Below are 26,868 nucleotides of genomic sequence, written 5' to 3' on the forward strand. Positions count from 1 at the left end.
CTTCCGGTGGCTAGTTCGGTTCGGATGGTCCCGAATATCCCATTTAATGTATACCTGTGGGATAGAGAGCATTTGGTCGAGCGGCCGAAAAAAACCCCGGGTTTGGTTGCGAGCGAAAAATGTGAATGCGTGGTGGGAAACAGCGCGATTAATCGAAAATTCGCTCGCGGATAATCCACGCCAAATCCTGCAGTATCTGAATGTGGCCGGTGGTCCACTGGCGAGGCCGCTGGTCCCAAACACACACGGTGCCTACGGAGAATCCATCGTCGTCGACGATCGGAACTCCGAGGTAGGAAACCAGCAACTTCGCCTGAACCGATGGGTGGTCCTTGAGGTTTTCGAGTAGTCGTGCGTCCTCGACCACCAGTGGTTGGCCGAGGTCGATCGCATATCGGCAGATCGACCCTTCGATAGGAACCTCACGCGCACTGCCGATTTCGGGAGGTAGTCCTAGCGCGCTCTTGAAAAACTGACGCTTGTCGTCCAGTAGGGAGAACGCAGCAGATGGGGCGTCCAAGGCATCGGCCACAATTGCCACAACCCTGTCGTAGTCCGCCTCGGAATGGGTGTCCATCAGGCCTGTACGAGCAACAGCAGCGAGGCGATCGGGCTCGTCGATGGCAGTACCGAAGACTCTGGTCGCGACTGCTTTTCGGGGACGGTCCTCGGTCCCATCGCGCAGGGCACGGAGCAACGAGCCGACGTCGGAGTCTCGATCATCGGACAGTTCGAGTACAAGTCGGTCGATGACGGCCCGCCGGATGTATGCCTCGGTCGAAATACCGGTTTTTGCCGCCTGTCGGGCGAGTAGCTCGTTCAGTCGGTCGTCGAAACCCGGGTATCCTGTCGTCATTGTCCATATGCTAGTTCAGGCCAAGTTGCTTTACTTCGCCAAACCGTCGACGCATTCCATATCGTCGGTGCGCGAATGTACTGGCGCCGGTGTCGGCGGTGCCGTGACCTGTGAGTGTCCTCGACGACGCTGGCCTACCCCGCGTCGACGCCCTTGCGTCCGAGCATGCGGCACCGTAGAACCACCGGTTTCGCTACCGATTCTCGTGGGCTATGGTCTGCCCATGAATTCGCAGCCGGGGGGCTCGGTAGCCGACCGTATGGACATCACGTTCCAGTCGAGCGGGGTGGACTGTGCGGCCTGGCTGTACCTGCCGGACAGTGCCGATCCAGCTCCGGTGATCGTCATGGCGCACGGTCTCGGCGGTACCCGGGAGATGCGGCTCGACGCCTATGCCGAGCGGTTCCGTGCCGCCGGGTACGCCTGCCTGGTGTTCGACTATCGCTATTTCGGGGCCAGCGGCGGCGAGCCGCGCCAGCTGCTCGATATCGAGTCCCAATTGCAGGACTGGGCGTCGGCCATCGCCCATGCCCGTTCGCGAACCGATGTGGACAACGGTCGAATCGTGTTGTGGGGCTCGTCGTTCGGCGGGGGCCACGTCATCGTCGCTGCCGCCCGAGACCAACAGGTCGTGGCCGTCGTGGCGCAGTGCCCGTTCACCGACGGCATCTCGTCGGGACGTGCGTCGAACACGTGGACCTCGGTGAAGCTGTCCGGCAGGGCTGTGGCGGACCTCGCGGGATCGGTGATCGGGCGCCCGCCACTGATGGTGGCGACGGCTGGGCGGCCCGGGACGACCGCATTGATGACCTCACCCGACAGTTACGACGGCTATCTGGCTCTCGCGCCCGACGCCGACGAATCGTTCCACAATCGAGTAGCAGCCAGAGTCGCGCTGCAGATCGTGCGGCACCGGCCCGGACGTCGAGCCGAGGATGTCCGATGCCCCATTCTGTTCGTCGTCTGCGAGACGGACTCGGTCGCGCCCGCGAAAGCAACCCTGCGGTACGCGCGGAAGGCTCCGCGCGGTGAGATCAAGACCTACGACGCCGGTCACTTCGAGATCTATCTGGGAGAAGCGTTCGAGAGGGTGGTCGCAGATCAGCTCGAGTTTCTGACACGAACCGTGCCACCGCACCTTCAGTAGACGTCGCGCACGTAGCGCTTCTCGGCAGCAAGAGCTTTGACGTAGGCCTCGGCACTGCTGGGAGCGAGCTTTCCGTGCTGGGCCACCACCCCCTTCAGTGCGGCGTCGACGTCCTTGGCCATTCGCGTTGCATCGCCGCAGACGTAGAAGTGGGCACCACGAGCAATCCAGTTCCACAGCTCGGCCCCGTGCTCGCGCATCCGATCTTGGACGTAGACCTTGTCTTTCTGATCGCGCGAGAAGGCAACGTCCAGGCGGCTGAGCGACCCGTCCCGCATCATCTCCGTCAGTTCGTCTCGGTAGTAGAAATCGGTATCGGCATGTTGCTCACCGAAGAACAGCCAATTCTGGCCGGTGTGCCCCAGAGCCCGACGCTCGTGCAGGAACGCTCTGAACGGAGCGACGCCCGTGCCGGGTCCGACCATGATCATCGGGGTGGCGGGGTCGTCCGGTGGTTTGAAATGCGGGGACTTCTGCACGAAGATCCCCACCTCGTCGTTCGCCGCGTGGTCGGCCAGATACGTCGAGCACACGCCGCGCCGCGGAACTCCGTGCACGTTGTACCGCACCGCCGACACGGTCACCTGTACCTCGTTGGGATTCTCCTTCGGACTCGACGAAATCGAATACAGCCGCGGTTGCAGCGGTTTGAGAACTCCCAGCCAATCTTCTGTCGACGCCCGAACCGGATGTGCAGCAAGGACATCGATCGACTGACGGCCCCACATCCAGTCGAGCAACGCATGTTTGTTGTCGGGATGCAGCATCTCTTCGAGATCGTCGACCGCAGTCCGGCGGTGGATGAACTTCAACAGATCCGGTGTCGCCCGGGCGATCTCGAGATGGCCGCGCAGTGCCGTGCGCAATGTCATGTCACCGGATCCACTGAGGTCCACACTCGTTCCGCCGTCCAGTCCGGTGGCCAGTAACCACTCGTCGACGAAAGCATCGCTGTTGCGCGGCCAGACTCCGAGTGCATCACCGACCTCGTAGTCGAGTGTTCCGTCGGGTAGATGAAAGCCGAGTTGGCGTACGTCTTTCATCGACCCGCGCGAATTCAGTACTCGGTTGCGTACGAGAGTCGTCACGAGCGGAGACTTCTTGTTGTAGCGCGCAGGGGTGGGCTCGTGTGTTGTCCGTTCCATGGGTTGCGCCGTCGTCGGCGCGACGAGACCACCTGTGTTCGAGGGGGTGGAGTCTTCGTCGTGACGAAGGTAGTGCACCACCGCATCGAGCCACGATGCCGCCTCGTCTTCGTAGTCGGGTTCACAGTCGACTCGGTCCAGGAACCGGGTAGCACCCAATTCGAAGAGGCGCTCGTCGATCTTGCGGCCGTGGCCGCAGAAGTCGGCGTAGCTCGAGTCGCCGAAAGCGAGCACTGCGTAACGGATTCCATCGAGACTGGGCACCGACTCGGCGACCAGGCTGTCCCAGAAGGCCGCTCCGTTGTCCGGAGCTTCGCCGTCACCTGTTGTAGAGCTGACGATCAGCACATCTGCCTGGACGGGCAGTCGATCGACGGTGAACGAGTCCATCGAGTGCTCCGCGACGGTCAACCCTGCTCCCCTCAGGTGCGAAAGACAGGTCTGCGAGTATTCCTCGGCAGTCCCGGTCTGCGAGGCCCACAGCAGAAGTAACGGCCGCCCCGACGAGTCGGGGGAGAGGTTCGGGTCCGTGGTCGGCGTGCCGTCGAAGTCTATTCTGCGCGAATACAATCCGGCGAGAACTCCGTCGAGCCACGCATGAGTCTCGGGGGACAGGGGTGTCTTCGCCGGCAGGGTGGGAGTTCCTACGGCCGCACGACCTGCCGCGCTCCCCAGACCCTCCAGCAACCCTGCGATGTAGCTCTGTTCGGCCGCGGTGAACGGTGCCGACGGGCGGGCGGGGCGGCCGACTATCGCGGCGAGTGCGTCGATCGGATCATCGGCAACGTTCTCGACCACAGGTGACGGTGGCTTCACTGCAGCAACTCTGGTGAGTGTGACTGCGCACGCCTTGAACTCGGGTTGCTGGCTGTACGGATCGATCGCGTCGTTGGTGACCGCATTGATCGCCAGATCTTCGCCGAACTCGTCGTTCCAGTGGAACGGCGCGAAGCAGTTGCCCGGCAGAACTCGATCGGTGACGACTGCCGGGAGTACCGCTCGGCCCCGTCGAGATACGATTTCCACACTGTCACCCTCGGTCAGACCGAGACGGTCGGCGTCGATGGCATGTACCTCGACGAACGGGCCGGAATCGAGCTTGTTCAGCTTGGCGACCTTGCCGGTTTTGGTCATGGTGTGCCACTGATGGGGCAGACGGCCCGTATTGAGAACGAAAGGGTAGTCGTCGTCGGGCATCTCGGCAGGTGCCATGCTCGGCCTGGCGAAGAACTGTGCTCGTCCGCTGGGGGTGGGGAAGGACAGTGCCGGAATCGATCCGTCCTCGCAGACACGTTGTCTCTGGCTGACCCCGTCGTTCAGGTAGCGGATCGGGCTTCTGGTGGTCGTTGCATCGGGCGGGCACGGCCACTGGAGTGGATTCTCGCGCAGGCGCTCGTAGGTGACACCCCGGATGTCGTAGCCGGTGTCGGGGTTCCAGAATTGCTTGATCTCCTCGAACACCTCCTCGGCGCTCGAATAGGTGAATGCCTCCGAATATCCCAGCGCGCAGGCCATGTCGGCGATGATCTTCCAGTCCGGCAGAGCACCGCCCGGTGCCTCGACTGCCGGTTGGAACAGTGTCAGGTTGCGCTCGGAATTGACCATCACGCCCTCGGCTTCCGTCCACAGGGCCGCGGGAAGCATGACATCGGCGTAGCTGTTGGTCTCGGTATCGGCGAATGCGTCCTGTGTGATCACCAACTCGGCGCGTTCCAGGCCGTCGATCACGGTCGTTCGATTGGCCACGGAGGCAACCGGATTGGTGCAGATGATCCAACAGGCCTTGATCTCCCCCGCAGCCAGCTTGGAGAACATCTCGATGGTTCCGCCGCCGACGTCGGTGCGGAGCCTTCCCTCGGGGATGCCCCAACGGTCCTCGACGAATTCACGGTCGGCATCTGCGATCACCGACCGCTGTCCCGGGAGTCCCGGGCCCATGTAGCCCATTTCTCGTCCGCCCATGGCGTTCGGTTGTCCGGTCAAGGAGAAGGGTCCACTTCCGGTCTTGCAGATGGCACCGGTGGCCAGATGAAGGTTGCACAGTGCGTTGGTGTTCCAGGTTCCGTGCGTCGACTGGTTGAGGCCCATCGTCCAGCAGCTCATCCAGTTGTTCGCTTCACCGATCATCGCGGCCGCAGCGCGCAGGTCCTGCCCATCGAGACCTGTTGCAGCGCAGACTTTGTCCAGGGTGTAATCGGCGAGGAATTCCGGCATCGCGTCCCACCCGTCGGTGAACGTCGTAATGAAGTCGGGGTCGGTGTTTCCGGCCTCGACGATGAGCGCGAGCAATCCGTTGAGCAGGGCCAGATCCGAGCCCGGCTCGAGCTGCAGATGCAGGTTGGCCTTGTCTGCGGTGGCGGTACGTCGAGGGTCCACGACGATCAGCTTCGCGCCTGCCTTGACGCGGTCCATCATCCGCAGAAACAGAATGGGGTGGCAGTCGGCCATGTTGGAGCCGATGACGAAAAAGACATCGGCGTGGTCGAAGTCCTCGTAGGAGCCGGGCGGGCCGTCGGCACCGAGCGACTGTTTGTATCCGGTTCCCGCACTCGCCATACACAGTCGCGAGTTGGATTCGATCTGGTTGGTGCCGATGAAACCCTTGGCCAACTTGTTCGACAGGTACTGAGCTTCGATCGACATCTGCCCCGATACGTACAGTGCCACTGCATCGGGACCGTGCTCGTCGATGATGGTGCGGAGCCGCCCAGCGGCGTCGTTGATCGCCACCGCTGTGTCCGCGCTTTCCGAGCGCTCGCCGCGGCGACGCCGAATCTGCGCTTTCTCGAGCCTGCCGGGCCCGGCCAGCATGTCTGCGGTGGTCGTCCCCTTGGTGCACAAGCGGCCGAAGTTGGCCGGATGAGACTTGTCGCCGACGGACTTGGTGACTACCGGGCGTGCGTCCGCCGACGCCGAGAGGCCGCCGACCTGGAGCACCATTCCGCATCCCACACCGCAGTACGCGCAGAGTGTCTTCACCGTGGTGACCATGGATTCCACAGTGCCCGGCTCAGGGTGCGCGGCCATTACACGTCAGTTAGCCGGATATGACGTTGTCCTCACCGTGCTGTGCAGGGCTCGGTGATCTCGTGTCGTGAAGCGCATTGCGTGGGGTGAGGAGGTAACACGAACTTTGCGCCTCGCGATTGGTACTCGAACGTTATTCATCGAACGGGCTGTCGAGTGGAATGTGAAGATTCTCCGCTGGCACAATCGTTCGAATCGGGATCGAAGTGGGAAGTGGTGTGGTTGATGAGGGTGAATCGCGGATTCGTACTCGCCGCGGTGGGAGTCGTCGCTTCGGTGGCGGTCCTGTCGGGATGCAGTTCTGCGTCGGACATTTCCGAGCCCTCGGTTCCCATCGACTCCAATCCCATGACCGAGCTGATGAAGCCGAAATTGACCTCGAGTGTCCTCGACGGAGCAGTCGGATTCTCGCCCGCCGACCCGGTGACCGTCTCGGTGGCCGACGGCAAATTGTCCTCGGTGACGATGCTCAACCCGGCCGGCGTGCCGGTGTCGGGGGCTATCGCGCCCGACGGGTTGTCGTGGACCAACACCGAGCCGCTCGGCTACGACCGCGAGTATCGCGTGCAGGCCGACGCTTATGGACTCGGGGGAGCGTCGAGCACGGTCACCAGCTTCACCACCAGTCAGCCCGGTAACTTCACCAAGCCGTACGTTCTGCCGAATCCCGGTGCCATCGTGGGTATCGGGCAGCCCGTCGCGGTCCAGTTCGACGAAGCGATCACCGACAAGCTTGCTGCACAGAACGCGATCACGGTGACCACGACGCCTGCTGTCGAAGGCGCGTTCTACTGGGTCAACAACAAAGAGGTTCGCTGGCGACCACAGAACTACTGGGCACCGGGCACCAAGGTCGACGTGGCGGTGAACGTGTACGGACGCGACCTCGGTGACGACATCTACGGTCAGGAGAACGCGACGACGTCGTTCACGATCGGTGATGCCGTCATCGCCACCGCCGACGACAACACCAAGCAGGTCACGTTCAACGTCAACGGCCAGGACGTCATCACCATGCCGACGTCGATGGGCAAGGACAGCACCCCGACCGACAACGGCGTGTACATCATCGGTGACCGTTTCGAGCACCTCGTGATGGATTCTTCGACGTACGGCGTGCCGGTCAACTCGTCCACCGGATACCGAACGCCCGTCGACTGGGCGACGCGAATGTCTTACAGCGGCATCTTCTTCCACTCCGCACCGTGGTCGGTGGGGCAACAGGGGTACTCGAACGCCTCGCACGGTTGCCTGAATCTGAGCCCGACCAATGCCAAGTGGGTCTACGACAACACCAAGCGCGGCGACATCGTCGTGGTGAAGAACACCGTAGGTGGAACGCTGTCGGGTACCGATGGCCTCGGCGATTGGAACATCCCGTGGGACGAGTGGAAAGCGGGCAACGCCACCACGGTCTGATCGGTTTCTGTCGGGTGGATCAGCTTCGATCGCGGGTTTGATACAGCGAAGGATCGATCCCGAGTGTCTTCAGGTACGCGACCGGTTCGATGCTCGAGCCGTTGTTGCGTACCTCGAAGTGCAGATGCGGTCCGGTCGAGTTGCCGGTACTGCCGACTGCGCCGAGAACGTCTCCCGGTGCCACCTCGTCGCCGACCGACACTGCGAGGCTGGACTGATGGCCGTAGTAGGTCTCGGTATTGCCGCTCTTGACCCGAACGAGCTTGCCGTAGCCGTCGCCTGCGTCTCCGGCCTGAACGACGGTTCCGCCGGTCACCGCATGGATGGGGGTTCCGCTGTCGGCGGCCAGGTCAACGCCCTGGTGGTACTGCGCGCCGTTGCCGGTCGGGTTGTTGCGTCCGCCGTAGCCGGAGGTGATGCGGTATTTGCCTGCGTCGATCGGGAGCACTGCGCCGCCGAGACCGACGGTCGGCGGCGGCGTCGGTAGTTCGATCTCGGGAACGTCGACAGTGCTCGGCGCGTCCGGTGAATCCGGGGCGGACAGCACGTCGCCGTCGAGGACGATCGCCGCGACCTGATTGATGAGAACACCGGTGGCGTCGAGCACCGCGGCGAGTATTGCGGCCCGCTGCTGCGCATCGGGTTGGGGGATCGGAATCTGAGGTAGTTCGATCGTGGGTTGAGCGGTGGCCACCGCTGGGCTGAGCACGCCGGTTGTGCCGATGCACAGTGCTGCCGACAAGATCGAACCCGCTATGACTCTGTGCATTCTGCGACCCACGAAAAGCCTCCTCGTCTGCGTCCTCCGCGCACCGTCGGATGGGTGCGCGCAGGACGTAAGAACATGTTCGGTGACGCTTCGGGGCACGCTGAACTCACGTAGCAAAAAACACATGAATCACATTGGTACTTTTCTTCCCCAAAAGTGCCATTAGTAACCGTACGTCACATCAACCCCACAGGAAACCTGAAAGTTGAATTACACCAACGTAATTCGAGGTCAGGGTGGGTGCGTCGGCACCTCCGGCCCGTCTGAGGCGGATAAAATGAACGCACGAAAAAGGCCGGTCTCACGAGGAGACCGGCCTTCTTCGTATGGGGTGAGCGACGGGACTCGAACCCGCGACATCCAGGATCACAACCTGGTGCTCTACCAGCTGAACTACGCCCACCATTGCACGCGTCCGCAGAACCTTTTCGGGCTCTCCATCAGCAGCGTCGACAATACTAGCGGGTTGAATCCGCGGTTGCTAATCCGCCCCCGATTGCGTGTCGAGATCCTGAACAACGGCAGCGATGTCCCTGGTAGACGGCCCCGGCGCAGCCACGAAGGCCGTCCGGCGGTAGTACTGCAGTTCTTTGATCGACTCCTTGATGTCGGCCAGGGCGCGGTGTGCAAGGCCCTTGGCCGGCTGCCCGTAGTAGATCCGCGGGTACCACCGGCGGGAAAGTTCCTTGATCGAGCTGACGTCGATCATTCGGTAGTGGAGGTAGGTGTCGAGCGCGGACATGTCGCGAGAGATGAATCCACGGTCAGTCCCGATGGAGTTTCCCGCGAGCGGAACCGTGCCGGCCACCGGGACGTGCTCCTTGATGTACGCCAGTACGCGCTGCTCGGCTTCCTCCAGCGTCACCGTCGATGCGCGCACTTCGTCGGTCAAGCCCGACTTGGCGTGCATGTCGGTGACGACGGCAGGCATGTTCGCCAACGCGTCGTCATCGGCGTGGATGACGATGTCGACACCCTCTCCGAGGATGTTCAGCTCACTGTCGGTCACCAGCGCCGCAATTTCGATCAGCTTGTCCTTGCTCAGGTCCAAGCCGGTCATTTCACAATCGATCCACACAAGTTTGTCCTGCACGCGCTCCACCCTAGTGCGAGCTGCGATGCCACTAGGGTTTGCGGTGGCGATCGAAACCAGTTCAGCACCAGCACACGTTCATGGAGGACGCGGACATGACAGTCGACCCGACGCAGCCGGCACCCACACTCAGTCCTGCGGAGAGGGCGAAGGCAGCCAAGGCTGCCGCAGTGGAAGCCGCGCGGGTGGCGGCCGAAGCACTGGCTGCAGCCGACGCGGCCGAAGCCGAGGCGCTTGCCGCTGAACAAGGGTCGACACCGACAGCGAACGGTAAGGCTGCCGAGATTGCCGCCGGTTACGCATCAGCAGGTGCGGCACTGGAACTGGGAACCGTGGTTCTCGACGGCGTCACCGATCCGGCTGCTCGCATCCGAATTCCGTTGGCGACGTTGAACAGGCACGGTCTCGTTGCCGGGGCCACCGGAACCGGCAAGACCAAGACGCTGCAGGGAATTGCCGAACAGCTCTCTGCTGCAGGGGTTCCCGTCGTGATGGCCGATGTCAAGGGCGATCTTTCGGGACTGTCCGCGCCGGGTGAGGACAGCGAGAAGATTCGCAGCCGCGCTGCGGACACCGGGCTCACGGACTGGGCTCCGGCCGGACACCCGGTGGAGTTTCTTTCTCTCGGAACAGAGGGAATCGGAGTGCCGGTCCGGGCCACCATCACGGCGTTCGGTCCGATTTTGCTGAGTAAAGTGTTGGGGCTGAACAATACTCAAGAATCAACCCTCGGTCTGATCTTCCACTGGGCCGACTCCCAGGGGCTCGCCCTGCTCGATCTCAAGGACCTGCGGTCGGTGATCATGCACCTCACGAGTGACGAGGGGAAGGCAGATCTCAAAGGCATCGGCGGGGTGTCCTCGGCCACCGCAGGGGTGATTCTGCGCGCGCTGGTCAACCTCGAAGCGGACGGAGGAGACACCTTCTTCGGTGAGCCGGAACTCGAGACCGAGGACCTGCTACGCGTCGGACCGGACGGCAGAGGGATCATCACTCTGTTCGAGCTCGGGGCGCAGGCGTCACGTCCGGTGATGTTCTCCACCTTCCTGATGTGGGTGCTCGCCGACCTGTTCCAGACGCTCCCCGAAGTCGGTGATATCGACAAGCCCAAACTGGTCTTCATCTTCGACGAGGCACACCTGCTGTTCGCCGATGCGTCCAAGGCGTTCCTGCAGCAGGTGGAACAGACCGTCAAGCTCATTCGCTCGAAGGGCGTCGGCGTCTTCTTCTGCACGCAGCTGCCCACCGACGTTCCCAACGACGTGCTCTCACAACTGGGCGCACGTATTCAGCATGCTCTGCGCGCCTTCACGCCCGATGATCAGAAGGCACTGAACAAGACGGTGCGCACGTACCCCAAGACCGACGCGTACGACCTCGAAAACGCACTGACGTCGCTGGGGACCGGCGAAGCAATCGTGACGGTGCTCTCGGAGAAAGGCGCGCCGACACCGGTGGCGTGGACGAAGATTCGTCCGCCCCGCTCACTGATGGACACTATCGGCAACGACGCGATCGCCGCGGCCGCGTCGTCGAGCACCCTGTCCGCGAAGTACCGGGAAACGATCGATCGCGAGTCGGCCTACGAGCGCATGAACGCGCGAGTGGCGAACGTGCCCGCTCCCGCCGAGAAGTTCGACATTCCGCCGCTGCCTGCCGACCTGCCGGACCTGCCCCCGAGTGAGCCGGACGGGCCGTCGGCCGCGGAGCGCATCATGGGCAACCCGGCGGTCAAGAGCTTCCTGCGATCGGCCGCCTCGGCTGCCGGGCGGGAGATCTCGCGCAGCATCTTCGGAACTGGACGACGTCGACGGCGCTGAGCTTGCTCAGTCGGGAGTGGAGCCCGCGGAACTTGCTCAGTCGGGAGTGGAGCCCGCGGAACGACCAGGATTCGGGTACTAGTTGCCCAGCTTCTTGTAGAAGCTGCCGATGATCGGTGCGGAGATGCTGCGTGGGCTGTACTGCCCGGCGACCGACATGCCCTTGCTCAGCAGACCGGGAACGACGCGCATCTTGTTCTTCGCGAGGCCGTCCAGCGACAGCTTCGCGGTGTAGGCGCTGTCGATCCACAGGAAGTCGGGGACCATCTTGTCCACGATCGAGGCATCGGCCGGGTCAGGTGTCTCGGTGCGGACCGGGCCTGGAGCGAGCAATGTGACGTTGACGCCGGTGCCCGCGAGCTCACCGCGCAATGACTCCGAGAACGTGTTGACGAAGGCCTTGGTTGCCGCGTACGTCGCGTTGTTGGGGATGGCCATGTTGCCCGCCGCAGATCCGGTGATGAGGATGCCGCCGGCTCCGCGACCGATCATGCCTGGCATGACGGCCAACGTGAGGTCGTGTACCGCAACGGCATTCAGTTCGACCTGATCGCGCTCGTACGCGGGATCGAGCCCGGCCACCGGTCCGAACGTCGCGATGCCTGCGTTGTTGCACAGGATCGAGATCTCACGCTCGGACAGTTCGGTGATCAGTGCCTGGCGCTGCTCGCGGTTCGACAGATCCGACTGCCGGACCTCGACGGCAACACCGTGCTCGGCCGTGAGCTTCGCGGCCAGCGCCTCGAGCAATTCGCCGCGTCGGGCCACCACGATCAGCGAGTGACCACGGGCGGCGAGTTCGGTGGCCAGGGCCTCACCGATACCGGAGGAGGCTCCGGTGACGACGGCGCGGGCATCGGGGTTGGGCTTGGGCAGGCTCACGGTGAGACAGGCTAGCGGACAGATCAGATCGTGGCCGCGAGCCGGGTGCCTTGCTCTATCGCCCGTTTGGCGTCCAGCTCGGCGGCGACGTCCGCACCGCCGATGATGTGCGTGGTGGTACCCGCGGCCTTCAGCTCGTCGACCAGATCGCGTACCGACTCCTGGCCCGCGCAGATCACGATGGTGTCGACCTCGAGCAGACGCGCGCGCTCATGCTTCTCGCCGAACGAGATGTGCAGGCCCGCGTCGTCGATTCGCTCGTAGTTGACGCCCGAAAGCTGATGCACGCCTTTGGCTTTGAGGGCCGCGCGGTGAACCCACCCTGTCGTCTTGGCCAGGCCTGTGCCGATGCGTCCCGGCTTGCGCTGCAGCAGATACACCTCGCGCGGTGATTGCGCAGGCACCGGTGTGGTCAACGCCCCTGGCGCGGCCTCGGGCTCGGTGACGCCCCACTCCTGCTTCCATTCCTTCAGGTCCAGCGTGGGGGAGGCGTCGGTGGTGAGGAACTCGGAGATGTCGATGCCGATTCCGCCTGCACCGATGACGGCAACCCGATCGCCGACCGGCTTGCCGTCCCGTACCAGTTCTGCATACGACAACACCGAGGAGTGTTCGATGCCGGGGATGCTCGGAATCCGGGGTGTGACGCCGGTAGCCAGCACGACCTCGTCGAACTCGCCTGCGATCAGTTCGGCGGCCGAAACTCGGCTGTCCAGGTGGACGGCGACGTCGGCGGCGCGGAGCGCGCTGGAGAAATATCGAATCGTCTCTGCAAATTCCTCCTTGCCGGGAATCAGCCGCGCGATACCGAACTGACCGCCGATCTCGCCCCTGGCCTCGAACAGGCTGACGGCATGGCCGCGTTGCGCGAGATTGAGTGCTGCGGCCAAGCCTGCGGGCCCGGCTCCGACGACCGCGACCTTCTTCGTCTTTTTCGTCGGCAGCAATTGTAGGTCGATCTCGCGGCCCGCACGGGGATTGACCAGGCACGAGACCTTCTTGTGGACGAACGCGTGGTCGAGGCAGGCCTGATTGCAGGCGATGCAGGTGTTGATCTGGTCCGCGGAGTCGGTGGCTGCCTTCTCGACCCAGAACGGATCGGCCAGCATCGGCCTGGCCATCGCGATCAGCTGCGCATCGCCGCGGGCGAGGATGTTCTCGGCGATCTCGGGCATGTTGATGCGGTTGGATGCCGCAACGGGGATGGTGACGTACTTTTCCAGCTTGCCGGTGATGTCGGCAAAGGCTGCTCGCGGAACCGAGGTGACGATGGTCGGCACCCGCGATTCGTGCCAGCCGATGTCGGTGTTGATGATGTTCGCGCCTGCAGCTTCGACGTCCTCCGCCAGGGCAACGATGTCGTTCCAGCTCTGGCCCTGTTCCACGAGGTCGGCCATCGACAGACGGAACACGATGAGAAAGTCCGGGTCCACTGCAGCCCGCGTCTGTCGCACGATCTCCACGGCCATCCGACGGCGATTCTCCGCCGAACCGCCCCACTCGTCACGCCGCTTATTGGTGCGCTCGGAGAGGAACTGATTGATGAAGTAACCTTCGCCGCCCATGATCTCGACGCCGTCGTATCCGGCGCTCTGCGCGAGCCGGGCACAACGCACGAAATTGCGGATCTGCCAGCGAACGCCCCTCGACGTCAACCGCCGCGGCCGAAAAGGGTTGATGGGAGCCTTGATCGACGACGCCGACACGCTCAGCGGCTGATACGAGTAACGCCCGGCGTGCAGGATCTGCAGCGCGATCTTGCCGCCCTCACGGTGTACCGCCGCGGTGATCCGGCGGTGCCGACGGGCCTCGAGGCGGTTGGTCAGCTTGGCTCCGAACGGCAGCAGCCAACCGGTGCGATTGGGGGCATAGCCCCCGGTGATGATGAGGGCGACGCCGCCGCGGGCCCGCTCGGCGAAGTAGGCCGCCAAGCGGCCGGTGTCGCGGGCGCGATCTTCGAGGCCGGTGTGAATCGAACCCATGATCACCCGGTTCTTCAGCGTGGTCGCACCGACATCCAACGGCGACAACAGAATCGGATACGGGCCAGCAGTCTGCTCGGTCTTCACAGCTTCTCCAATACTTCGGTGCACCACTCGGTGAATCCTTCTTCGACGCGAATTCCGCCGCGTAGCACCAGGTATTGATGCAACGCGGTGCCGGTGAGGGCCGCGGGATCCGGAAAATCCTGCTTCTCGATCAGTCGGTAGACGTCGAGGCGGGTGGCATGAACATCGCGATGGCGGGCAACCTCGACCTTCAACGCGTCGATGTCACCGTTGGCGGCACCGCGAATCTTGACGGCGAGTTCCTCGCGTAGCTGCGATGGATCGGTCGGCGCGGCGATCCATCGATCGAGTTCGGCATGGCCTGCGGTACTGACCGAGTAGACCTTCTTGTCGGGACGGCCGTCCTGCGCCACCGCCTCACCGGTGATCCACCCGGCCCCGTCCATCCGCGTCAGCGTCCGGTAGATCTGCTGATGCGTTGCGCTCCAGAAGAAGCCGATGGACTTGTCGAACCGTCGGGCGAGCTCGTATCCCGAGCCACTGAGCTCGGTGAGGGAAACCAGAATCGCGTGTTCCAAAGCCACAACCGAGAGTATGTATGCAACGTGGTGACTATGCAACTAGGTGCACTCAAGAATTCGGATTCCGCGGGCTAGTGTTGGCAACCATGGGAACCCAGCCGGAGGCCGTTGTCGTCGGAGTCGCAACCACTCGTAAACAGGTCACCGCCTGGGGATTCTGGGATTGGGGCTCGGCTGCGTTCAACGCCGTGATTCTCACGTTCGTGTTCTCGGTGTATCTCACCGACGCCGTCGGCGACGACCTGCCCGGCTCGATCTCGGCCACCACCTGGTTCAGCTGGTCCATCGCGCTGTCGAGCGTCGTCATCGCGCTCCTGGCCCCGGTCTGTGGGCAGTACTTCGACGCGCGCGGCAAACGCAGATGGTTGCTGGGGGTGTTGACCGCACTGACGGTCGTGGCCATGGCCGGCCTGTTCTTCGTCCAGGACGACTATCACTATCTCTGGCTCGGCCTGTTGCTGCTCGGTCTCGGATCCATCATGTTCGAGTTGGCCAGCATCCCGTACAACTCGATGCTGCGGCAGGTCTCCACTCCGGAGAACATCGGTCGCGTATCCGGATTCGGTTGGGCGATGGGCTATTTCGGCGGGATCGTCCTGCTTCTCCTGTGCTACCTGGGCTTCATCGTCGGCGACGGCGACACTCGAGGTTTGCTGGGGCTGACCACCGACGGTGGCCTGAACATCAGACTCGTCGCCGTACTCGCGGCCATATGGTTCGCGGTCTCGGCCATCCCGGTGATGTTCGCAGTTCCCGAAGTGCCCAGGGCCGTTGCCGATCCCAAGGCTGCACAGGCCGGGTTCGCGGAGTCCTATCGCGTTCTCTTTCGCGATGTGCGCGAGTTGTGGAGCGCAGACCGGCGCGCCGTCTACTACCTGATCGCCAGCGCACTGTTCCGAGACGGACTGGCAGGTGTCTTCACCTTCGGAGCCGTTCTTGCCGTCAGCGTCTACGGCATCGGCGCGGCGGACGTACTGTTGTTCGGCGTCGCCGCCAATGTCATCGCCGGCCTCGGTGCCATCGTCGCCGGGCGGTTCGACGACAGAATCGGACCCAAGAAGGTCATCGTCTTCTCGCTCACGTCCATGATCGCGGCCGGAACCATTCTGCTGTTCGTGTCGGGACCGACGATGTTCTGGATCTTCGGGCTGATCCTGTGCCTGTTCGTGGGGCCCGCGCAATCGTCTGCGCGTACCTTCCTGGCCCGACTGGCACCTCCCGGGCGCGAAGGCCAGTTCTTCGGACTGTTTGCGACGACGGGTCGTGCCGCGTCGTTCCTCGCGCCGTCCCTGTTCGGGCTGTTCGTGTGGATGTTCGACGCCGACCGGGCGGGTATCGCCGGGCTGATCATCGTCCTCGCCGCCGGTCTGCTTGCGTTGCTGAAGGTGCGGGCTCCGGAGCAGGTCTTCTAAACGGAGTCGATACGGGCCAGGATCTCGGCCGTGAGTTCCCCTGGGGCTTCCTCGGGGATCCAGTGGGAGATGCCGTCGAGTTCGACGAACCGGTACGGCGCATCGACGAATTCGCCGCAGCGCTCCACGCCGGCTCGGCCGATGGCGGTGTCGCCGTTGCTCCAGACGTAGGTGGTGGGAACGGTCACCGGAGGGAGGTTCGCGAACTCCCTGGTCATCGCGGCGTACCAACTCGATGCGGCCGTCAGCGCCCCGGGGACGGTGAGATGACGAACGTACTCGTCGTCGAGGCTCTCGGCACCGAACATCGCACGCAGACGCTGTGCGTCGTTCTCCATCAGAACTCGCTCGGCCTTCTCCGGTTCCCGAAGCAGGCCGAAGTACTGCGACCGCTCCTGCTGGTCCGGATCCTGGCGGATGGCCCAGTTGAACGCCGCCGAATGCGGAACCGATGCTGCAGTGAGCGTGCGGACGCGATCGGGGTGTTCGGCCGCCAGGTGCCAGGCGACCACCGCACCCCAGTCGTGTCCGACCAGGTGCGCCGACGGTAGATCCAGCGCGTCGAGCAAACCGAGGATGTCACCGGTGAGCTGCTCGATGCGATAGTGCTCGACCCCGATCGGGCGGGCTCCGGGGGAGTATCCCCGCTGATTGGGCGCGATCACGCGGCAACCCGTTGCGACGAGTCCGGGTGTCACGCTGGTCCACGACGCGTTGGTTTGTGGAAAGCCATGCAGCGCAACAACTGGAACTCCATCCGAGGGGCCAGCCATCGCAACTTCGAATACGTACGCGCCGACACTTACCTCGGACATGAACTTCCCTTCGTGGACGTATTCTTCTCGAACGGTCAAGCCCGACGTGGTTCCCATCGGCTCATCCCGAGCATGATCATGCGGATCTGCTTCTCCGTGCGCTCGACCAGATCCTTCTCGTTCTGACTACCCGGTCTGTCGATTTCCAACAGACCGACCACGGCCGTGAGCATCGTCGAGACAAGAAGGTCTGCCGTCATCTCCAGATCGGCGACGTCCCACTGTTCGAGGCCAGGCATTCGGGAGAGATCGATCGTCAGCTCGCTGACGAACAGTCGAAGCTCGGTGGCGAAGGCACGACGTACCTCGGTGACTCCGCCGTAGCGCTCACGACTGAGAAAGCGGAACTGATCTTCGTGAGTACGAACCTGACGGACCAGGATGCCGAACGACTCGGTAGCCGTCTTCGCGCTCGGATTACGACGGGCGTCGCGCAACATCTGCCGCAGCATGCGCATGCTGTCCTCGACGAGAGCGACGCCCAGGTCCTCCATCGAGGCGAAGTGGCGGTAGAACGCAGTGGGAACAATGCCGGCCGATCGGGCGACCTCGCGCAGGCTGACACTGGCGAAGGATCGTTCGCGGAGCAGGTCGAGGGTGCCCTCGATGAGGGCTTGACGCGTGCGCTCCTTGCGCTCGGCGCGGGTCCCCGGTTCTGTCACGACGTCCAGTTTATGGGCGCGCATTCTGTGACCTCCCTTCCGGTTCTACCCGGACACCCGTCGACGGCCGTTTTTGCTGTGTAACGACCGTCACATAAGCGTTGACAGGTACCGGTGTCGCTCTGTCACACTCATGTTAGTGCACAATCGTTCACTGAATGGGTCGTTGGTTTCGATCCGGTTAGGGAGGATGGAATGACGCTTCAAGAACGTCCGTCGCGAACGTCGGGTTCGCGCAAGTTCTCGCTTCTTTCCCTGTTCGAGGCCATGGCCACACCTCACGCGCTCGATCGGTACCTCGAACTCGTCGATCCTATGACGACGGTTCGCGACCTGCGCGGAGAAGTGACCGAGATACACCGGTCCACCGAAGACTCGTTGACGCTCACCATCCGCCCGACACGTCAGTGGAAGGGCTTCAAGGCGGGTCAGTTCGTCCAGGTCGGTGTCGTCATCGACGGTGTTCGGCAGACGCGCTGTTACTCGCCCGCCTGCTCGCAGTACCGCAAGGACGGCCGGATCGAACTGACGATCAAGGCGCATCCCGAAGGCCTGGTGTCGCAGTACCTGCACAAGAACGCGCATGTCGGCCTCGTGGTCAGCCTGTCGCAGGCCGACGGCACGTTCGAGCTTCCCGAACCACGCCCGGCCAAGACGTTGCTGATCAGCGGTGGCAGCGGCATCACGCCGGTGTTGTCGATGCTCAGGTCGCTGCTGGACGAGGGGTACAGCAGCGACCTGACCTTCCTGCACTACGCGTTCACCGAGAACGACGTCGCGTACAAGAAGGACCTGGAGAAGATCGCCGCCGAGCACGAGAACGTGAACATCGTCTTCGCTTACACCGAGCAGAAGACCGGCGGTGACCTGTACGGATTCTTCGGACAGGAACACCTCGACGCGGTTGCCCCGTGGTTCGCCGACGCGGACACGTTCCTGTGCGGCCCTCCGGGACTGATGAAGGGCGTGAGGTCCTTCTTCGACGACGCAGGCCTCGGCGAGCGCTTGCATCTCGAGGAGTTCACGCCCTCGTTCGCGACGGTCGGCGACGACGTCACCGGAACCACCACCTTCTCCGGGAGCGATGTGGCCTCGGAGAACGACGGGGAAACGCTGCTCGAGCAGGCGGAGGCCGCCGGTCTCTCGCCGGCCAACGGCTGCCGGATGGGAATCTGCTTCACCTGCACTTCGGTGAAGAAGTCCGGCTGCACCAAGAACATCAAGACCGGTGAGACCGACACCGAATCCGACAAGAAGATCCAGCTCTGCGTGTCCGTCGCCGTCGGCGACGTCGACATCGACATCTAGGTCCACCCAAGACATTTCGACACACAGACCATCTCGACCCGATCGAATTGGAGATCATCAGATGCTCGGAACGATTCTCTCGATCCTGCCCACCGCTGTCCTACCGTTTCGTCGCAACGAGACACTGCCGGACGCGCCGACCGTGCTGACCTACGAACAGGTCGAGGAGCTCGGTCGCGAGCTCGACGACCTGCGTGCCCGAACCGTCGCCAAGCTCGGTGACGAGGATCGCGAATACATCTACAAGATCATCAAGGCGCAGCGCGGCCTGGAGATCACCGGACGCGCGTTGATGTACCTGCCGTTCCTCCCGCCGGCGTGGCTCGCCGGTGTCGGTGCACTCGGCGTTGCGAAGATCCTCGACAACATGGAGATCGGCCACAACGTCATGCACGGCCAGTACGACTGGATGCGTGAGCCCGGTCTGAACTCCGAGGTGTTCGAGTGGGACACCGTCTGCCCGGCAGACCAGTGGAAGCATTCACACAACTACATGCACCACACCTTCACCAACATCGTCGGTATGGACCGCGACATCGGCTACGGCATCTTGCGCATGGACCAGGACCAGAAGTGGAACCCGTACTACCTGGGCAACCCGGTCTACGCGTTCCTGCTGATGACGTTCTTCGAGTGGGGCGTCATGCTCCACGACCTCGAGACCGAGAACATCGTCGCGGGTAAGCGCAAGTGGCACGACGTCAAGCCGCTGCTGCAGGGCATGTGGCGCAAGGCGGGCAAGCAGGCGCTCAAGGACTACGTGATCTTCCCGGCGCTAACCGGACCGTTCTTCGCGTCCACCGTGGTCGGGAACGTTGCCGCCAACCTCGTCCGCAACGTGTGGACCTACTCGATCATCTTCTGTGGCCATTTCCCGACCGGAGTCCAGACCTTCAGCCAGGAGGAGACCGCCGACGAGAGCCGCGGCGAATGGTACGTCCGTCAGATGTTGGGATCGGCCAACATCGAGGGAAGCCCGCTCTTCCACATCATGTCGGGCAACCTCTCCCACCAGATCGAGCACCACCTGTTCCCGGACCTGCCCGCGCATCGCTACCCGCAGATCGCGCCCGAGGTCAAGGCACTGTGCGAGAAGTACGACCTGCCCTACAACACCGGCGGCTTCTTCCAGCAGATCGGCTCCGTGTGGGGCAAGATCTTCAAACTCGCCCTGCCCAACTCGCTGACGGGGTCGGCACCTCCGGCCAGTGTTATCGTCGAGCGTAAGAAGACCAGCGCAGCGTGACGACTTCGAAGGGGGCGGTCCTGTTGGTGGGAAAGTTCGAGCGCAACAAGGACACCGTTCAGGAGTTCACCGAATCTGCCGCCAATCACGTCGGCCGGATCGTGGTGATCATCACCGGAGCCGTCCGCGACGTCACCCGTGAGATCGGAGATCTGATCACCGATGGCATCGAGATGCGGGAAGCGGCGAAGAAAGCGGAGCGCGACGCCCCGCTGGGTACCGTGATCAACGGAGAGTTCGAGACTCGCGACCGACATTGATTCATCGAATCGACAACGAAGCCGTCCGAGTGATGCTCGGGCGGCTTCGTCGTGTCTCGGGTACGGGTGGCTAGCGGCGGCGCAGTCGCCACAGCGAGGTGGTCTCGCGCGAACGGGCCTCGTGCAGCACATCGGAGGAGTCGCTGACTCGCGAGTGCGTCGGTGTGGTGTCGCTACGGTCGACAATCACCAGCCCTGCCGCGTCGACAGCGCCGAGAAGGTCTGCGCGCGTGACCAATCCGAGCAGTTCGGCGAGGTCGGAGAGAACCAACCAGGCCTCGCCGTTCGATGTCAGGTGTCCACCGAGGCGGCTCAGGAAGGACTTGAGCATTCGCGACCCGGGGTCGTACACCGCATGTTCGATGCCCGAGGTCGGCTTCGTGGGAATCCAGGGCGGATTGCACACGATCAATCCCGCGCGCCCGGTCGGGAAGATGTCGGTCTGCACCACCTCGACTCGATCGGTGCAACCGAGTGCCTCGATGTTCGCTCGTGCACAGGCGACCGATCGCGGGTCCTTGTCGGTGGCGACGACCGAGGTCACGCCGCGGCGGGCGAGTACTGCAGCCAGAACACCCGAGCCGGTACCGATGTCGAACGCGCGGTCCGCGGGAGGCAGTGGTGCGTCGGCGACGAGTTGGATGTACTCGCCGCGAATGGGGGAGAAGACTCCGTAGTGCGGGTGAATCGAGGCGTCCAGAGCCGGTACGAAGACGCCCTTGCGACGCCACTCGTGTGCACCGACCATGCCGAGCAGTTCGCGCAACGAGAGCACGCACGGCGCGGCGTCGGGGCCGATGGCCTCCGACACTGCGGCCTGGACGTCCGGTGCTCGGCCGAGATCGAGGCGGGCACTCGAATCGAGTTCCACCAGAAGCATTCCGAGCACCCGAACGCGGCGCGCCTGGTACTGGCGATGCAGATGAAACTGCTCGGCGGGCGACGCATCGGGCGACCGTTTGGCGGGCGGAACCCGACGGGTCATCGCGGACAACAGTTGTCGCGCATTGTTGTAGTCACCGCGCCACAACAGGGCCTCGCCGATCGCGGCCAGCTTGTAGGCGACGTCAGCGGTGGTCGAATCGTCGACGATGCGCACCATACGAGGAGCGGGAGCGCCGTTCTCCGACTGCCAGCGGGAGGTGCGTTCGCTACCGTCCTCGACCCAGGTGATGCTCATGCCGCGCTCTCGTTCACGCTGCAGTGTGCGGGTACTCCGCACTGCGATGTTGGAAGGCAAGGATATTGGGGTTGACGATGACGCCGCTCCTAATCTCGATCGATCGCTCGATGGTGGAATCGGCACTCCACCCCGAGGGGCCGTCGAGCACGATCCGCAGATACGGCAACAGTGATTCGCTGATCTCCCAGGTGGCCGAATTCCACAGATACGACGGGCTGTGGTCGACGGCGTAGTACCGCACGTTGTCGCCCACGGTGAACATGGGATCGGCGAACGACGTGGGCTTGGCCCACTCGAATCCCATGCCCTCGTCGCAGGAGACATCCACCACGAGGGTCCCTGGTGCGAGAGTGGGCAGATCGTCGTTCGTCAAGAACGTCAACGGTGCATTGGTATCTTGCAGAACGCAATTGACGATGACATCGTGATCGGCGAGGAACTGCGAGAGCGGCACTCGTCCGTCGGGAGTCAGCGCCCTGCTCTGCCGCGGATCGGCGTCGTCGAGATCGAAATTGACGATGTTGGCCGAATGGATCGGCGAACTCACCGCAGTGACGCCGCGCTGCGTCAGGACGTCGACATCGTGAATGCCGTGCGCGCTCAAGGCGGTGACCGCACCGCGGGCCGTTGCACCGAATCCGATGACTGCGGCACGCAGCCTACGGCCGTAGTCGCCGGTGGATCCGATCAGCTGCAAGGCGTGCAACACGGAGCAGTAACCTGCCAGCTCGTTGTTCTTGTGGAACACATGCAGATTGAACCAACCATCCTGCGTCCAGTGATTCATGGCCTCGAAGGCGATCAGTGTCAGCTTGCGATCGACGGCGATCTGCGTGAGCTTCTGGTCCTGCACGCAGTGGGGCCAACCCCACAGGGTCTGGCCCGGTCGCAATTCGGACAGGTCCTCCGCCTGTGGCTTCGGCAGCAGAATCACATCGCACTCGGCGATGAGCTGCTCGCGTGTGCGAATGCCTGCCACTTGGCCGGCCAGGTGCTCGTCCGAAATTCCGAACGGTTCGCCGTAGCCGGATTCGACAAACATGCGGGCGCGGATATCGGCGTCGATTCGATCGAAATGCAGTGGATGAATCGGTAGTCGACGCTCATCGGGCTTGCGCGAACGTGAGAGGACTCCGAGAGTGAGCTGATGCACGTGTGACCCTTCGTTATGCGAAGTCAACCACAGTGAGCCGAAGTGTCTTGCGTTCCTGCTGGTCAGAGGGTGCCCCCGGCAGGATTCGAACCTGCGACCAAGGGATTAGAAGGCCCTTGCTCTATCCCCTGAGCTACGGAGGCTGGCGCGTGCGGGCGAACCCGCTCGAGCACGGTTGACGAGTGTACCTTTCCGGATACGTCGATCGCGCAGGCATGGGTTGGGCGACGGCCGCAGCGGGAAAGCAATGGTCTGGGAGACGTTCCGATTCGAGTCGAAGGAGGTTCGATGCACGACATCCTCGACGACGCGCTGCACACCTGCCAGTCCGGCAACATCGCAGCGGTGGCAACCGTGATTCGCACGTTCGACTCCGCGCCGCGTCCCGCGGGGGCGGCGATGCTGGTCGGCTCGGACGGCACGGTTGTTGGGTCGGTGTCCGGCGGCTGCGTCGAAGGCTCGGTCTACGAACTCGCGCAGGACGTCCTGCGCACCGGAACTCCGGTTCTCACTCGGTACGGAGTGTCCGACGACGAGGCGTTCGCCGTCGGGCTCACCTGCGGCGGAACGCTCGACGTCTTCGTCGAAGTGTTCTCTCCGCAGACGTTCCCCGAACTCGACTCGGTCGTGGCGGACGTGCGCAACAACATTCCCGTCGCGGTGGCGACCGTGGTTTCGCACACCGATCCGGAATGCGTCGGCCGGAGGCTGGTCGTCGGAGAGGCAGGCACCCGCGGTTCGATCGGCAGTGCGCGGGCCGACGCGGCCGTCGCGGACGACGCGAAAGGGCTTCTGGCATCGGGCCGTTCGGCCGTCCTGACATATGGACCCGACGGTCAGCGACGAGGTGAGGGCATGGAGGTGTTCGTGTCCAGTCACGCACCGCCGCCCCGAATGTTGGTGTTCGGAGCCATCGATTTCGCAGCTGCGGTGGCGCAGCAGGGTGTTTTTCTCGGCTACCGCGTCACCGTCTGCGATGCACGTGCAGTTTTCGCGACCCCGCAGCGGTTTCCCGCCGCCGAACAGGTCGTCGTCGCCTGGCCACACGACTACCTGGCGGAGCAGTGGTCGGCGGGGGAGTTGGACGAGCGGACTGTTGTCTGTGTGCTCACCCACGACCCCAAATTCGACGTGCCACTGCTCGAGGTCGCGTTGCGTCTGCCGAGCCTGGCTTTCGTCGGTGCGATGGGCTCACGCCGTACTCATGACGATCGCACGGCTCGGTTGCGGGCAACGGGGCTGACCGAGTCCGAACTCTCCCGATTGGCCAGCCCGATCGGTCTCGATCTCGGTGCCCGAACGCCTCAGGAGACTGCCGTGTCGATCGCGGCAGAGATCATCGCGCGCCGCTGGGGCGGCACCGGTGAACCGTTACGGGCCCGACATGGTCGCATCCACCACGACGCTACCGAGGACGGGCGCGGGGGCAAGTACGACGCTGTGTAGGACTCGCCTTTCGAGTATCGCCGATCACCTCCTACTCTGGTGGTATGGCAACGCCGGATCTCGACAAGACCGAACCCTCGACCGCTGAACCCTCGGCGGGCGATATGCGGACGGACGGGGAACCGCGTTCGGCCACCACAACGGTGTTCGTCACTGCAGGCGTCATCGCCGGTGTGGTGGCCGCCCTCATCGTGATGCTCTCCGCGTCCGACGCGTTGGTGTTGCTCGGAATCCCGGACCCAGGTCCGGCCACCACCTACGGTCTGCCTGCCCTGCGGGCGATCGGAGAGGTCGCGGCCGTCATCGCCGTCGGGTCGTTCCTGCTGGCAGCGTTTCTCGTGCCGCCGCAGAAGAACGGCGTCCTCGACGTCGATGGCTACCGGGCGGTGCGCACCGGCTCGGTCGCATCCATCGTCTGGGCTGTGTGCGCGCTTCTCCTCGTGCCCCTGACGTTGTCGGACACATCCGGCCAGCCGTTCACGGAGGCCATCAAGCCGGCGAACCTGTGGATCGCGCTCGATCAAGTGGAGATCGCCAGTGCGTGGCGTTGGACGGCGATCATGGCCGTGGTGCTGGCGATCTTCTCGCGCACGGTGTTGCGGTGGTCCTGGACCCCGGCGCTGCTCGGATTCTCCCTCGCGACCCTGCTGCCGATCGCGTTGAGCGGCCATTCCTCGGCGGGCGGGTCGCACGATATCGCGACCAACAGCCTGATCCTGCACCTCGGGGCTGCATCACTGTGGGCGGGCGGGCTGTTCGCGTTGCTGGCACACCTACGTAGGGGAGGCGCGCACTCGGACGTCGCGGCGCGCCGGTTCTCGACCATCGCCGGCATCTGCTTCGTCGTCATGGGTATCAGTGGAGTCATCAACGCGCTGGTCCGAGTCTCGATCGCCGACCTGTTCACCACCACCTACGGTCTGTTGATCGTGGGCAAGATCCTCGCGTTGATCGTGCTCGGCGGATTCGGATGGATGCAGCGTCGGCGGGCACTCCCGGCCCTGATCGCCGACCCCACCGCCCGCGGACCGCTGCTCCGATTCGCCGGGGCCGAGGTGCTGGTCCTCGCCGCGACCATCGGCCTGGCCGTCGGGCTCGGACGGACCCCGCCGCCGGCCGAGATCGACCCCAACCTCACGCCCACCGAGGCCGCACTCGGATACGACCTCAGCGGCCCGCCCACGTTCGCGCGAATGGCCTTCGACTGGCGCTTCGATCTGATCTTCGGCACCGCCGCAATCGTCATGGCCGTCGTGTACCTGATCGGCGTACGCCGTCTGCGGCTGCGCGGCGACGCATGGCCCGTCGGCCGCACCGTCGCGTGGGTCCTGGGCTGCCTCACGCTGCTCATCAGCACGTCCTCGGGAATCGGGCGCTACTCCACGGCCGTGTTCAGCGTGCACATGACCGGGCACATGATGCTCTCGATGCTGGCACCGGTCCTGCTCGCGCTCGGCGGGGCTCTCACGTTGGCACTGCGGGTGTTGCCCGCCGCGGGTAAAAGCGGTGTGCCCGGCATGCGCGAATGGCTGTTGATCGGCTTGCACAGCCGAATCTCGCAGTTCCTGACGCATCCGCTCGTCGCCTCGGTGATCTTCGTCGGCGGCTTCTACGTGCTGTACCTCGGCGGCATCTTCGGAGCCGTGCTGGACAGTCATGGCGCACACCTGTTGATGAACCTGCACTTCGTACTCAGCGGCTACCTCTTCTACTGGACCGTCATCGGCGTCGACCCGTCGCCGCGGAAGATCGCGCCGGTGACCAAGCTGGCAGTCGTGTTCGGATCCTTGCCGTTTCACGCGTTCTTCGGGGTTGCCCTGATGAGCATGAACACCGTCATGGGTGCCTGGTTCTACCGCACGCTCGGGCTGGACTGGAACTCCGATCTGCTCGGAGATCAGAAGCTCGGCGGCGGGATCGCCTGGGCCACCGGCGAAGTTCCACTGGTACTCGTCATGTTGGCGCTGCTGATCCAGTGGTCTCGGAGCGACGACAGAGATGCCAGACGCGGCGACCGCGCCGCCGAGCGCGATCACGACGCCGATTTGGCAGCCCACAATGCGATGTTCGCCGAGCTCGCCCGACGAGATCAGACGGGCGGACGCTAGCAGAGTGGGGTCAGTCGCTCTCGGCGATTTTGGCGAGTAATCGATTCAGCTCGACGCGTTCGGCCGACTCGAGGCCGTCGAACATCTCGGACGACACCTGACGACGCGCGTCGTCGATCCGGTCCAGCAGCGCGCGACCGGTATCGGTCAGCGTCACCAGCACTGCCCGCCGATCACTCGGATCCGGCTGCCGCGTCACCAGTTGCGCCGATTCGAGCGAGTCGACGATGTCGGTGGCCGATCGCGCCACGATGCGGAGGTGTTCGGCGAGATCGCGCAGACGCATCGATTCCTGCTCGCGGGCCAGGACGTGCAGGGCCCGGCTCTGTGAGGGATTGAGTCCGAACGGTTCGAGCGCACTCATGTGGCTGCGCCGGATGCGCCGCGCGACAGCCATGAAGCTTTCGCTCAGATTGGTCGAAGGTCCGGGATCCATGGAACGGATCATAGCGAGGGTTGCTCGCAACCTCATAGTGAGGTAACCTCTGCATGTTGCTTCAGTGACCCTCTAGTTCAACTTCTCAGGA

At 63.7% G+C, this 26,868-nt stretch carries 21 protein-coding genes and 2 tRNA genes; 9 read left to right on the forward strand and 14 right to left on the reverse strand.

Going from position 1 to position 26,868, the window contains the following annotated elements:
* Nucleotides 1–148 precede the first annotated feature (148 nt).
* On the reverse strand, nucleotides 149–856 hold the full coding sequence (locus tag O4220_RS10605; protein WP_269603926.1) for a GAF domain-containing protein: 708 nt from the start codon (nucleotides 854–856) through the stop codon (nucleotides 149–151).
* Between the two features lie 223 nt (nucleotides 857–1,079).
* Here O4220_RS10605 and O4220_RS10610 point away from each other — a divergent pair, with 223 nt between their 5' ends.
* Nucleotides 1,080–2,003, forward strand: coding sequence for an alpha/beta hydrolase (locus O4220_RS10610; RefSeq protein ID WP_420030371.1), 924 nt, complete (start codon nucleotides 1,080–1,082; stop codon nucleotides 2,001–2,003).
* Here O4220_RS10610 and O4220_RS10615 read toward each other — a convergent pair.
* Nucleotides 1,997–6,139: a bifunctional nitrate reductase/sulfite reductase flavoprotein subunit alpha gene (locus O4220_RS10615; protein WP_269603928.1), complete on the reverse strand. Its 4,143-nt coding sequence runs from the start codon at nucleotides 6,137–6,139 to the stop codon at nucleotides 1,997–1,999. The genes O4220_RS10610 and O4220_RS10615 overlap by 7 nt on opposite strands.
* A gap of 261 nt (nucleotides 6,140–6,400) precedes the next feature.
* On the opposite strand from O4220_RS10615, the gene O4220_RS10620 reads away from it, so the two are divergent.
* Nucleotides 6,401–7,594 (forward strand): L,D-transpeptidase, encoded by a 1,194-nt coding sequence (locus O4220_RS10620; protein ID WP_269603931.1) that lies wholly within the window; start codon nucleotides 6,401–6,403, stop codon nucleotides 7,592–7,594.
* A 19-nt stretch (nucleotides 7,595–7,613) separates the two neighbouring features.
* Here the strand turns inward: O4220_RS10620 and O4220_RS10625 are convergent, their stop codons facing one another.
* The 3 genes from O4220_RS10625 to orn all read right to left on the reverse strand — a co-directional run bounded on the left by O4220_RS10625 (nucleotide 7,614) and on the right by orn (nucleotide 9,456).
* Nucleotides 7,614–8,375 carry a M23 family metallopeptidase gene (locus tag O4220_RS10625; protein ID WP_269603933.1) on the reverse strand — a complete coding sequence of 254 codons (762 nt, stop codon included), beginning with the start codon at nucleotides 8,373–8,375 and terminating at the stop codon, nucleotides 7,614–7,616.
* 315 nt (nucleotides 8,376–8,690) lie between these two features.
* Nucleotides 8,691–8,766 (reverse strand) — tRNA-His (locus O4220_RS10630).
* A gap of 78 nt (nucleotides 8,767–8,844) precedes the next feature.
* A complete protein-coding gene (gene orn, locus O4220_RS10635) occupies nucleotides 8,845–9,456 on the reverse strand; it encodes an oligoribonuclease (RefSeq protein WP_269603934.1) in 612 nt (203 codons plus the stop codon).
* A gap of 95 nt (nucleotides 9,457–9,551) precedes the next feature.
* On the opposite strand from orn, the gene O4220_RS10640 reads away from it, so the two are divergent.
* Complete coding sequence (locus O4220_RS10640; protein ID WP_269603937.1) at nucleotides 9,552–11,276, forward strand: helicase HerA-like domain-containing protein; 1,725 nt, start codon at nucleotides 9,552–9,554, stop codon at nucleotides 11,274–11,276.
* A 78-nt stretch (nucleotides 11,277–11,354) separates the two neighbouring features.
* On the opposite strand, the gene cmrA is transcribed toward O4220_RS10640, so the two are convergent.
* Genes cmrA through O4220_RS10655 form a run of 3 tightly spaced genes read right to left on the reverse strand, consistent with a single transcriptional unit; the run spans nucleotide 11,355 to nucleotide 14,751 of the window.
* Complete coding sequence (gene cmrA, locus O4220_RS10645; RefSeq protein ID WP_269603940.1) at nucleotides 11,355–12,158, reverse strand: mycolate reductase; 804 nt, start codon at nucleotides 12,156–12,158, stop codon at nucleotides 11,355–11,357.
* 23 nt (nucleotides 12,159–12,181) lie between these two features.
* A complete protein-coding gene (locus tag O4220_RS10650; protein ID WP_269603942.1) occupies nucleotides 12,182–14,227 on the reverse strand; it encodes an NADPH-dependent 2,4-dienoyl-CoA reductase in 2,046 nt (681 codons plus the stop codon).
* Entirely contained in the window at nucleotides 14,224–14,751 is a 528-nt protein-coding gene (locus O4220_RS10655; protein ID WP_269603944.1) for a PadR family transcriptional regulator, read from the reverse strand. Before O4220_RS10655 ends, O4220_RS10650 begins: the two co-directional genes overlap by 4 nt.
* Nucleotides 14,752–14,834: 83 nt before the next feature.
* On the opposite strand from O4220_RS10655, the gene O4220_RS10660 reads away from it, so the two are divergent.
* Nucleotides 14,835–16,160, forward strand: coding sequence for an MFS transporter (locus O4220_RS10660; RefSeq protein ID WP_269603946.1), 1,326 nt, complete (start codon nucleotides 14,835–14,837; stop codon nucleotides 16,158–16,160).
* On the opposite strand, the gene O4220_RS10665 is transcribed toward O4220_RS10660, so the two are convergent.
* Together O4220_RS10665 and O4220_RS10670 are read right to left on the reverse strand one after the other, a co-directional pair.
* Nucleotides 16,157–16,975 (reverse strand): alpha/beta fold hydrolase, encoded by an 819-nt coding sequence (locus O4220_RS10665; protein ID WP_269603949.1) that lies wholly within the window; start codon nucleotides 16,973–16,975, stop codon nucleotides 16,157–16,159. The genes O4220_RS10660 and O4220_RS10665 overlap by 4 nt on opposite strands.
* 35 nt (nucleotides 16,976–17,010) lie before the next feature.
* Nucleotides 17,011–17,661 carry a TetR family transcriptional regulator gene (locus tag O4220_RS10670; RefSeq protein WP_269603951.1) on the reverse strand — a complete coding sequence of 217 codons (651 nt, stop codon included), beginning with the start codon at nucleotides 17,659–17,661 and terminating at the stop codon, nucleotides 17,011–17,013.
* A 171-nt stretch (nucleotides 17,662–17,832) separates the two neighbouring features.
* Between O4220_RS10670 and O4220_RS10675 the strand changes: the two genes are divergently transcribed.
* The 3 genes from O4220_RS10675 (at nucleotide 17,833) to O4220_RS10685 (ending at nucleotide 20,451) form a co-directional block, all read left to right on the forward strand.
* A complete protein-coding gene (locus tag O4220_RS10675; RefSeq protein WP_269603953.1) occupies nucleotides 17,833–18,945 on the forward strand; it encodes a ferredoxin reductase in 1,113 nt (370 codons plus the stop codon).
* Between the two features lie 61 nt (nucleotides 18,946–19,006).
* Nucleotides 19,007–20,191, forward strand: a complete 1,185-nt coding sequence (locus tag O4220_RS10680; RefSeq protein WP_269603956.1) for a fatty acid desaturase family protein — start codon at nucleotides 19,007–19,009, stop codon at nucleotides 20,189–20,191.
* 23 nt (nucleotides 20,192–20,214) lie between these two features.
* Entirely contained in the window at nucleotides 20,215–20,451 is a 237-nt protein-coding gene (locus O4220_RS10685; RefSeq protein WP_269604571.1) for a hypothetical protein, read from the forward strand.
* 70 nt (nucleotides 20,452–20,521) lie between these two features.
* Here the strand turns inward: O4220_RS10685 and O4220_RS10690 are convergent, their stop codons facing one another.
* From O4220_RS10690 to O4220_RS10700, 3 genes are all read right to left on the reverse strand, one after another.
* The gene (locus O4220_RS10690) at nucleotides 20,522–21,631 is read right to left on the reverse strand and encodes a class I SAM-dependent methyltransferase (protein ID WP_269603958.1); all 1,110 of its coding nucleotides are present in this window, start codon (nucleotides 21,629–21,631) and stop codon (nucleotides 20,522–20,524) included.
* 13 nt (nucleotides 21,632–21,644) lie between these two features.
* A complete protein-coding gene (locus O4220_RS10695) occupies nucleotides 21,645–22,787 on the reverse strand; it encodes a N(5)-(carboxyethyl)ornithine synthase (protein WP_269603960.1) in 1,143 nt (380 codons plus the stop codon).
* A 70-nt stretch (nucleotides 22,788–22,857) separates the two neighbouring features.
* Nucleotides 22,858–22,930: transfer RNA gene (locus O4220_RS10700), tRNA-Arg, on the reverse strand.
* A 145-nt stretch (nucleotides 22,931–23,075) separates the two neighbouring features.
* On the opposite strand from O4220_RS10700, the gene O4220_RS10705 reads away from it, so the two are divergent.
* Both O4220_RS10705 and O4220_RS10710 read left to right on the forward strand, forming a co-directional pair.
* Nucleotides 23,076–24,233 (forward strand): XdhC family protein, encoded by a 1,158-nt coding sequence (locus O4220_RS10705; RefSeq protein WP_269603962.1) that lies wholly within the window; start codon nucleotides 23,076–23,078, stop codon nucleotides 24,231–24,233.
* Between the two features lie 44 nt (nucleotides 24,234–24,277).
* Nucleotides 24,278–26,341, forward strand: a complete 2,064-nt coding sequence (locus tag O4220_RS10710; protein WP_269603964.1) for a cytochrome c oxidase assembly protein — start codon at nucleotides 24,278–24,280, stop codon at nucleotides 26,339–26,341.
* A gap of 10 nt (nucleotides 26,342–26,351) precedes the next feature.
* Here O4220_RS10710 and O4220_RS10715 read toward each other — a convergent pair whose 3' ends face one another.
* Entirely contained in the window at nucleotides 26,352–26,777 is a 426-nt protein-coding gene (locus O4220_RS10715; RefSeq protein ID WP_269603966.1) for a MarR family winged helix-turn-helix transcriptional regulator, read from the reverse strand.
* Nucleotides 26,778–26,868: the final 91 nt, after the last annotated feature.

Origin of the sequence: Rhodococcus ruber, assembly GCF_027270735.1 — a bacterium.
GTDB classification, from domain to species: domain Bacteria; phylum Actinomycetota; class Actinomycetes; order Mycobacteriales; family Mycobacteriaceae; genus Rhodococcoides; species Rhodococcoides rubrum_A.

Bases quoted from the DNA above. Each gene is read 5' to 3' on its own strand.
- O4220_RS10665 (WP_269603949.1), bottom strand. From the start codon at position 16,975: ATGTCCGAGGTAAGTGTCGGCGCGTACGTATTCGAAGTTGCGATGGCT.
- O4220_RS10715 (WP_269603966.1), bottom strand. From the start codon at position 26,777: ATGGATCCCGGACCTTCGACCAATCTGAGCGAAAGCTTCATGGCTGTC.
- O4220_RS10660 (WP_269603946.1), top strand. From the start codon at position 14,835: ATGGGAACCCAGCCGGAGGCCGTTGTCGTCGGAGTCGCAACCACTCGT.
- O4220_RS10640 (WP_269603937.1), top strand. From the start codon at position 9,552: ATGACAGTCGACCCGACGCAGCCGGCACCCACACTCAGTCCTGCGGAG.
- O4220_RS10670 (WP_269603951.1), bottom strand. From the start codon at position 17,661: ATGCGCGCCCATAAACTGGACGTCGTGACAGAACCGGGGACCCGCGCC.
- O4220_RS10705 (WP_269603962.1), top strand. From the start codon at position 23,076: ATGCACGACATCCTCGACGACGCGCTGCACACCTGCCAGTCCGGCAAC.
- O4220_RS10620 (WP_269603931.1), top strand. From the start codon at position 6,401: ATGAGGGTGAATCGCGGATTCGTACTCGCCGCGGTGGGAGTCGTCGCT.
- O4220_RS10675 (WP_269603953.1), top strand. From the start codon at position 17,833: ATGACGCTTCAAGAACGTCCGTCGCGAACGTCGGGTTCGCGCAAGTTC.
- O4220_RS10605 (WP_269603926.1), bottom strand. From the start codon at position 856: ATGACGACAGGATACCCGGGTTTCGACGACCGACTGAACGAGCTACTC.
- O4220_RS10690 (WP_269603958.1), bottom strand. From the start codon at position 21,631: ATGAGCATCACCTGGGTCGAGGACGGTAGCGAACGCACCTCCCGCTGG.
- O4220_RS10615 (WP_269603928.1), bottom strand. From the start codon at position 6,139: ATGGTCACCACGGTGAAGACACTCTGCGCGTACTGCGGTGTGGGATGC.
- O4220_RS10680 (WP_269603956.1), top strand. From the start codon at position 19,007: ATGCTCGGAACGATTCTCTCGATCCTGCCCACCGCTGTCCTACCGTTT.
- O4220_RS10610 (WP_420030371.1), top strand. From the start codon at position 1,080: ATGAATTCGCAGCCGGGGGGCTCGGTAGCCGACCGTATGGACATCACG.
- O4220_RS10710 (WP_269603964.1), top strand. From the start codon at position 24,278: ATGGCAACGCCGGATCTCGACAAGACCGAACCCTCGACCGCTGAACCC.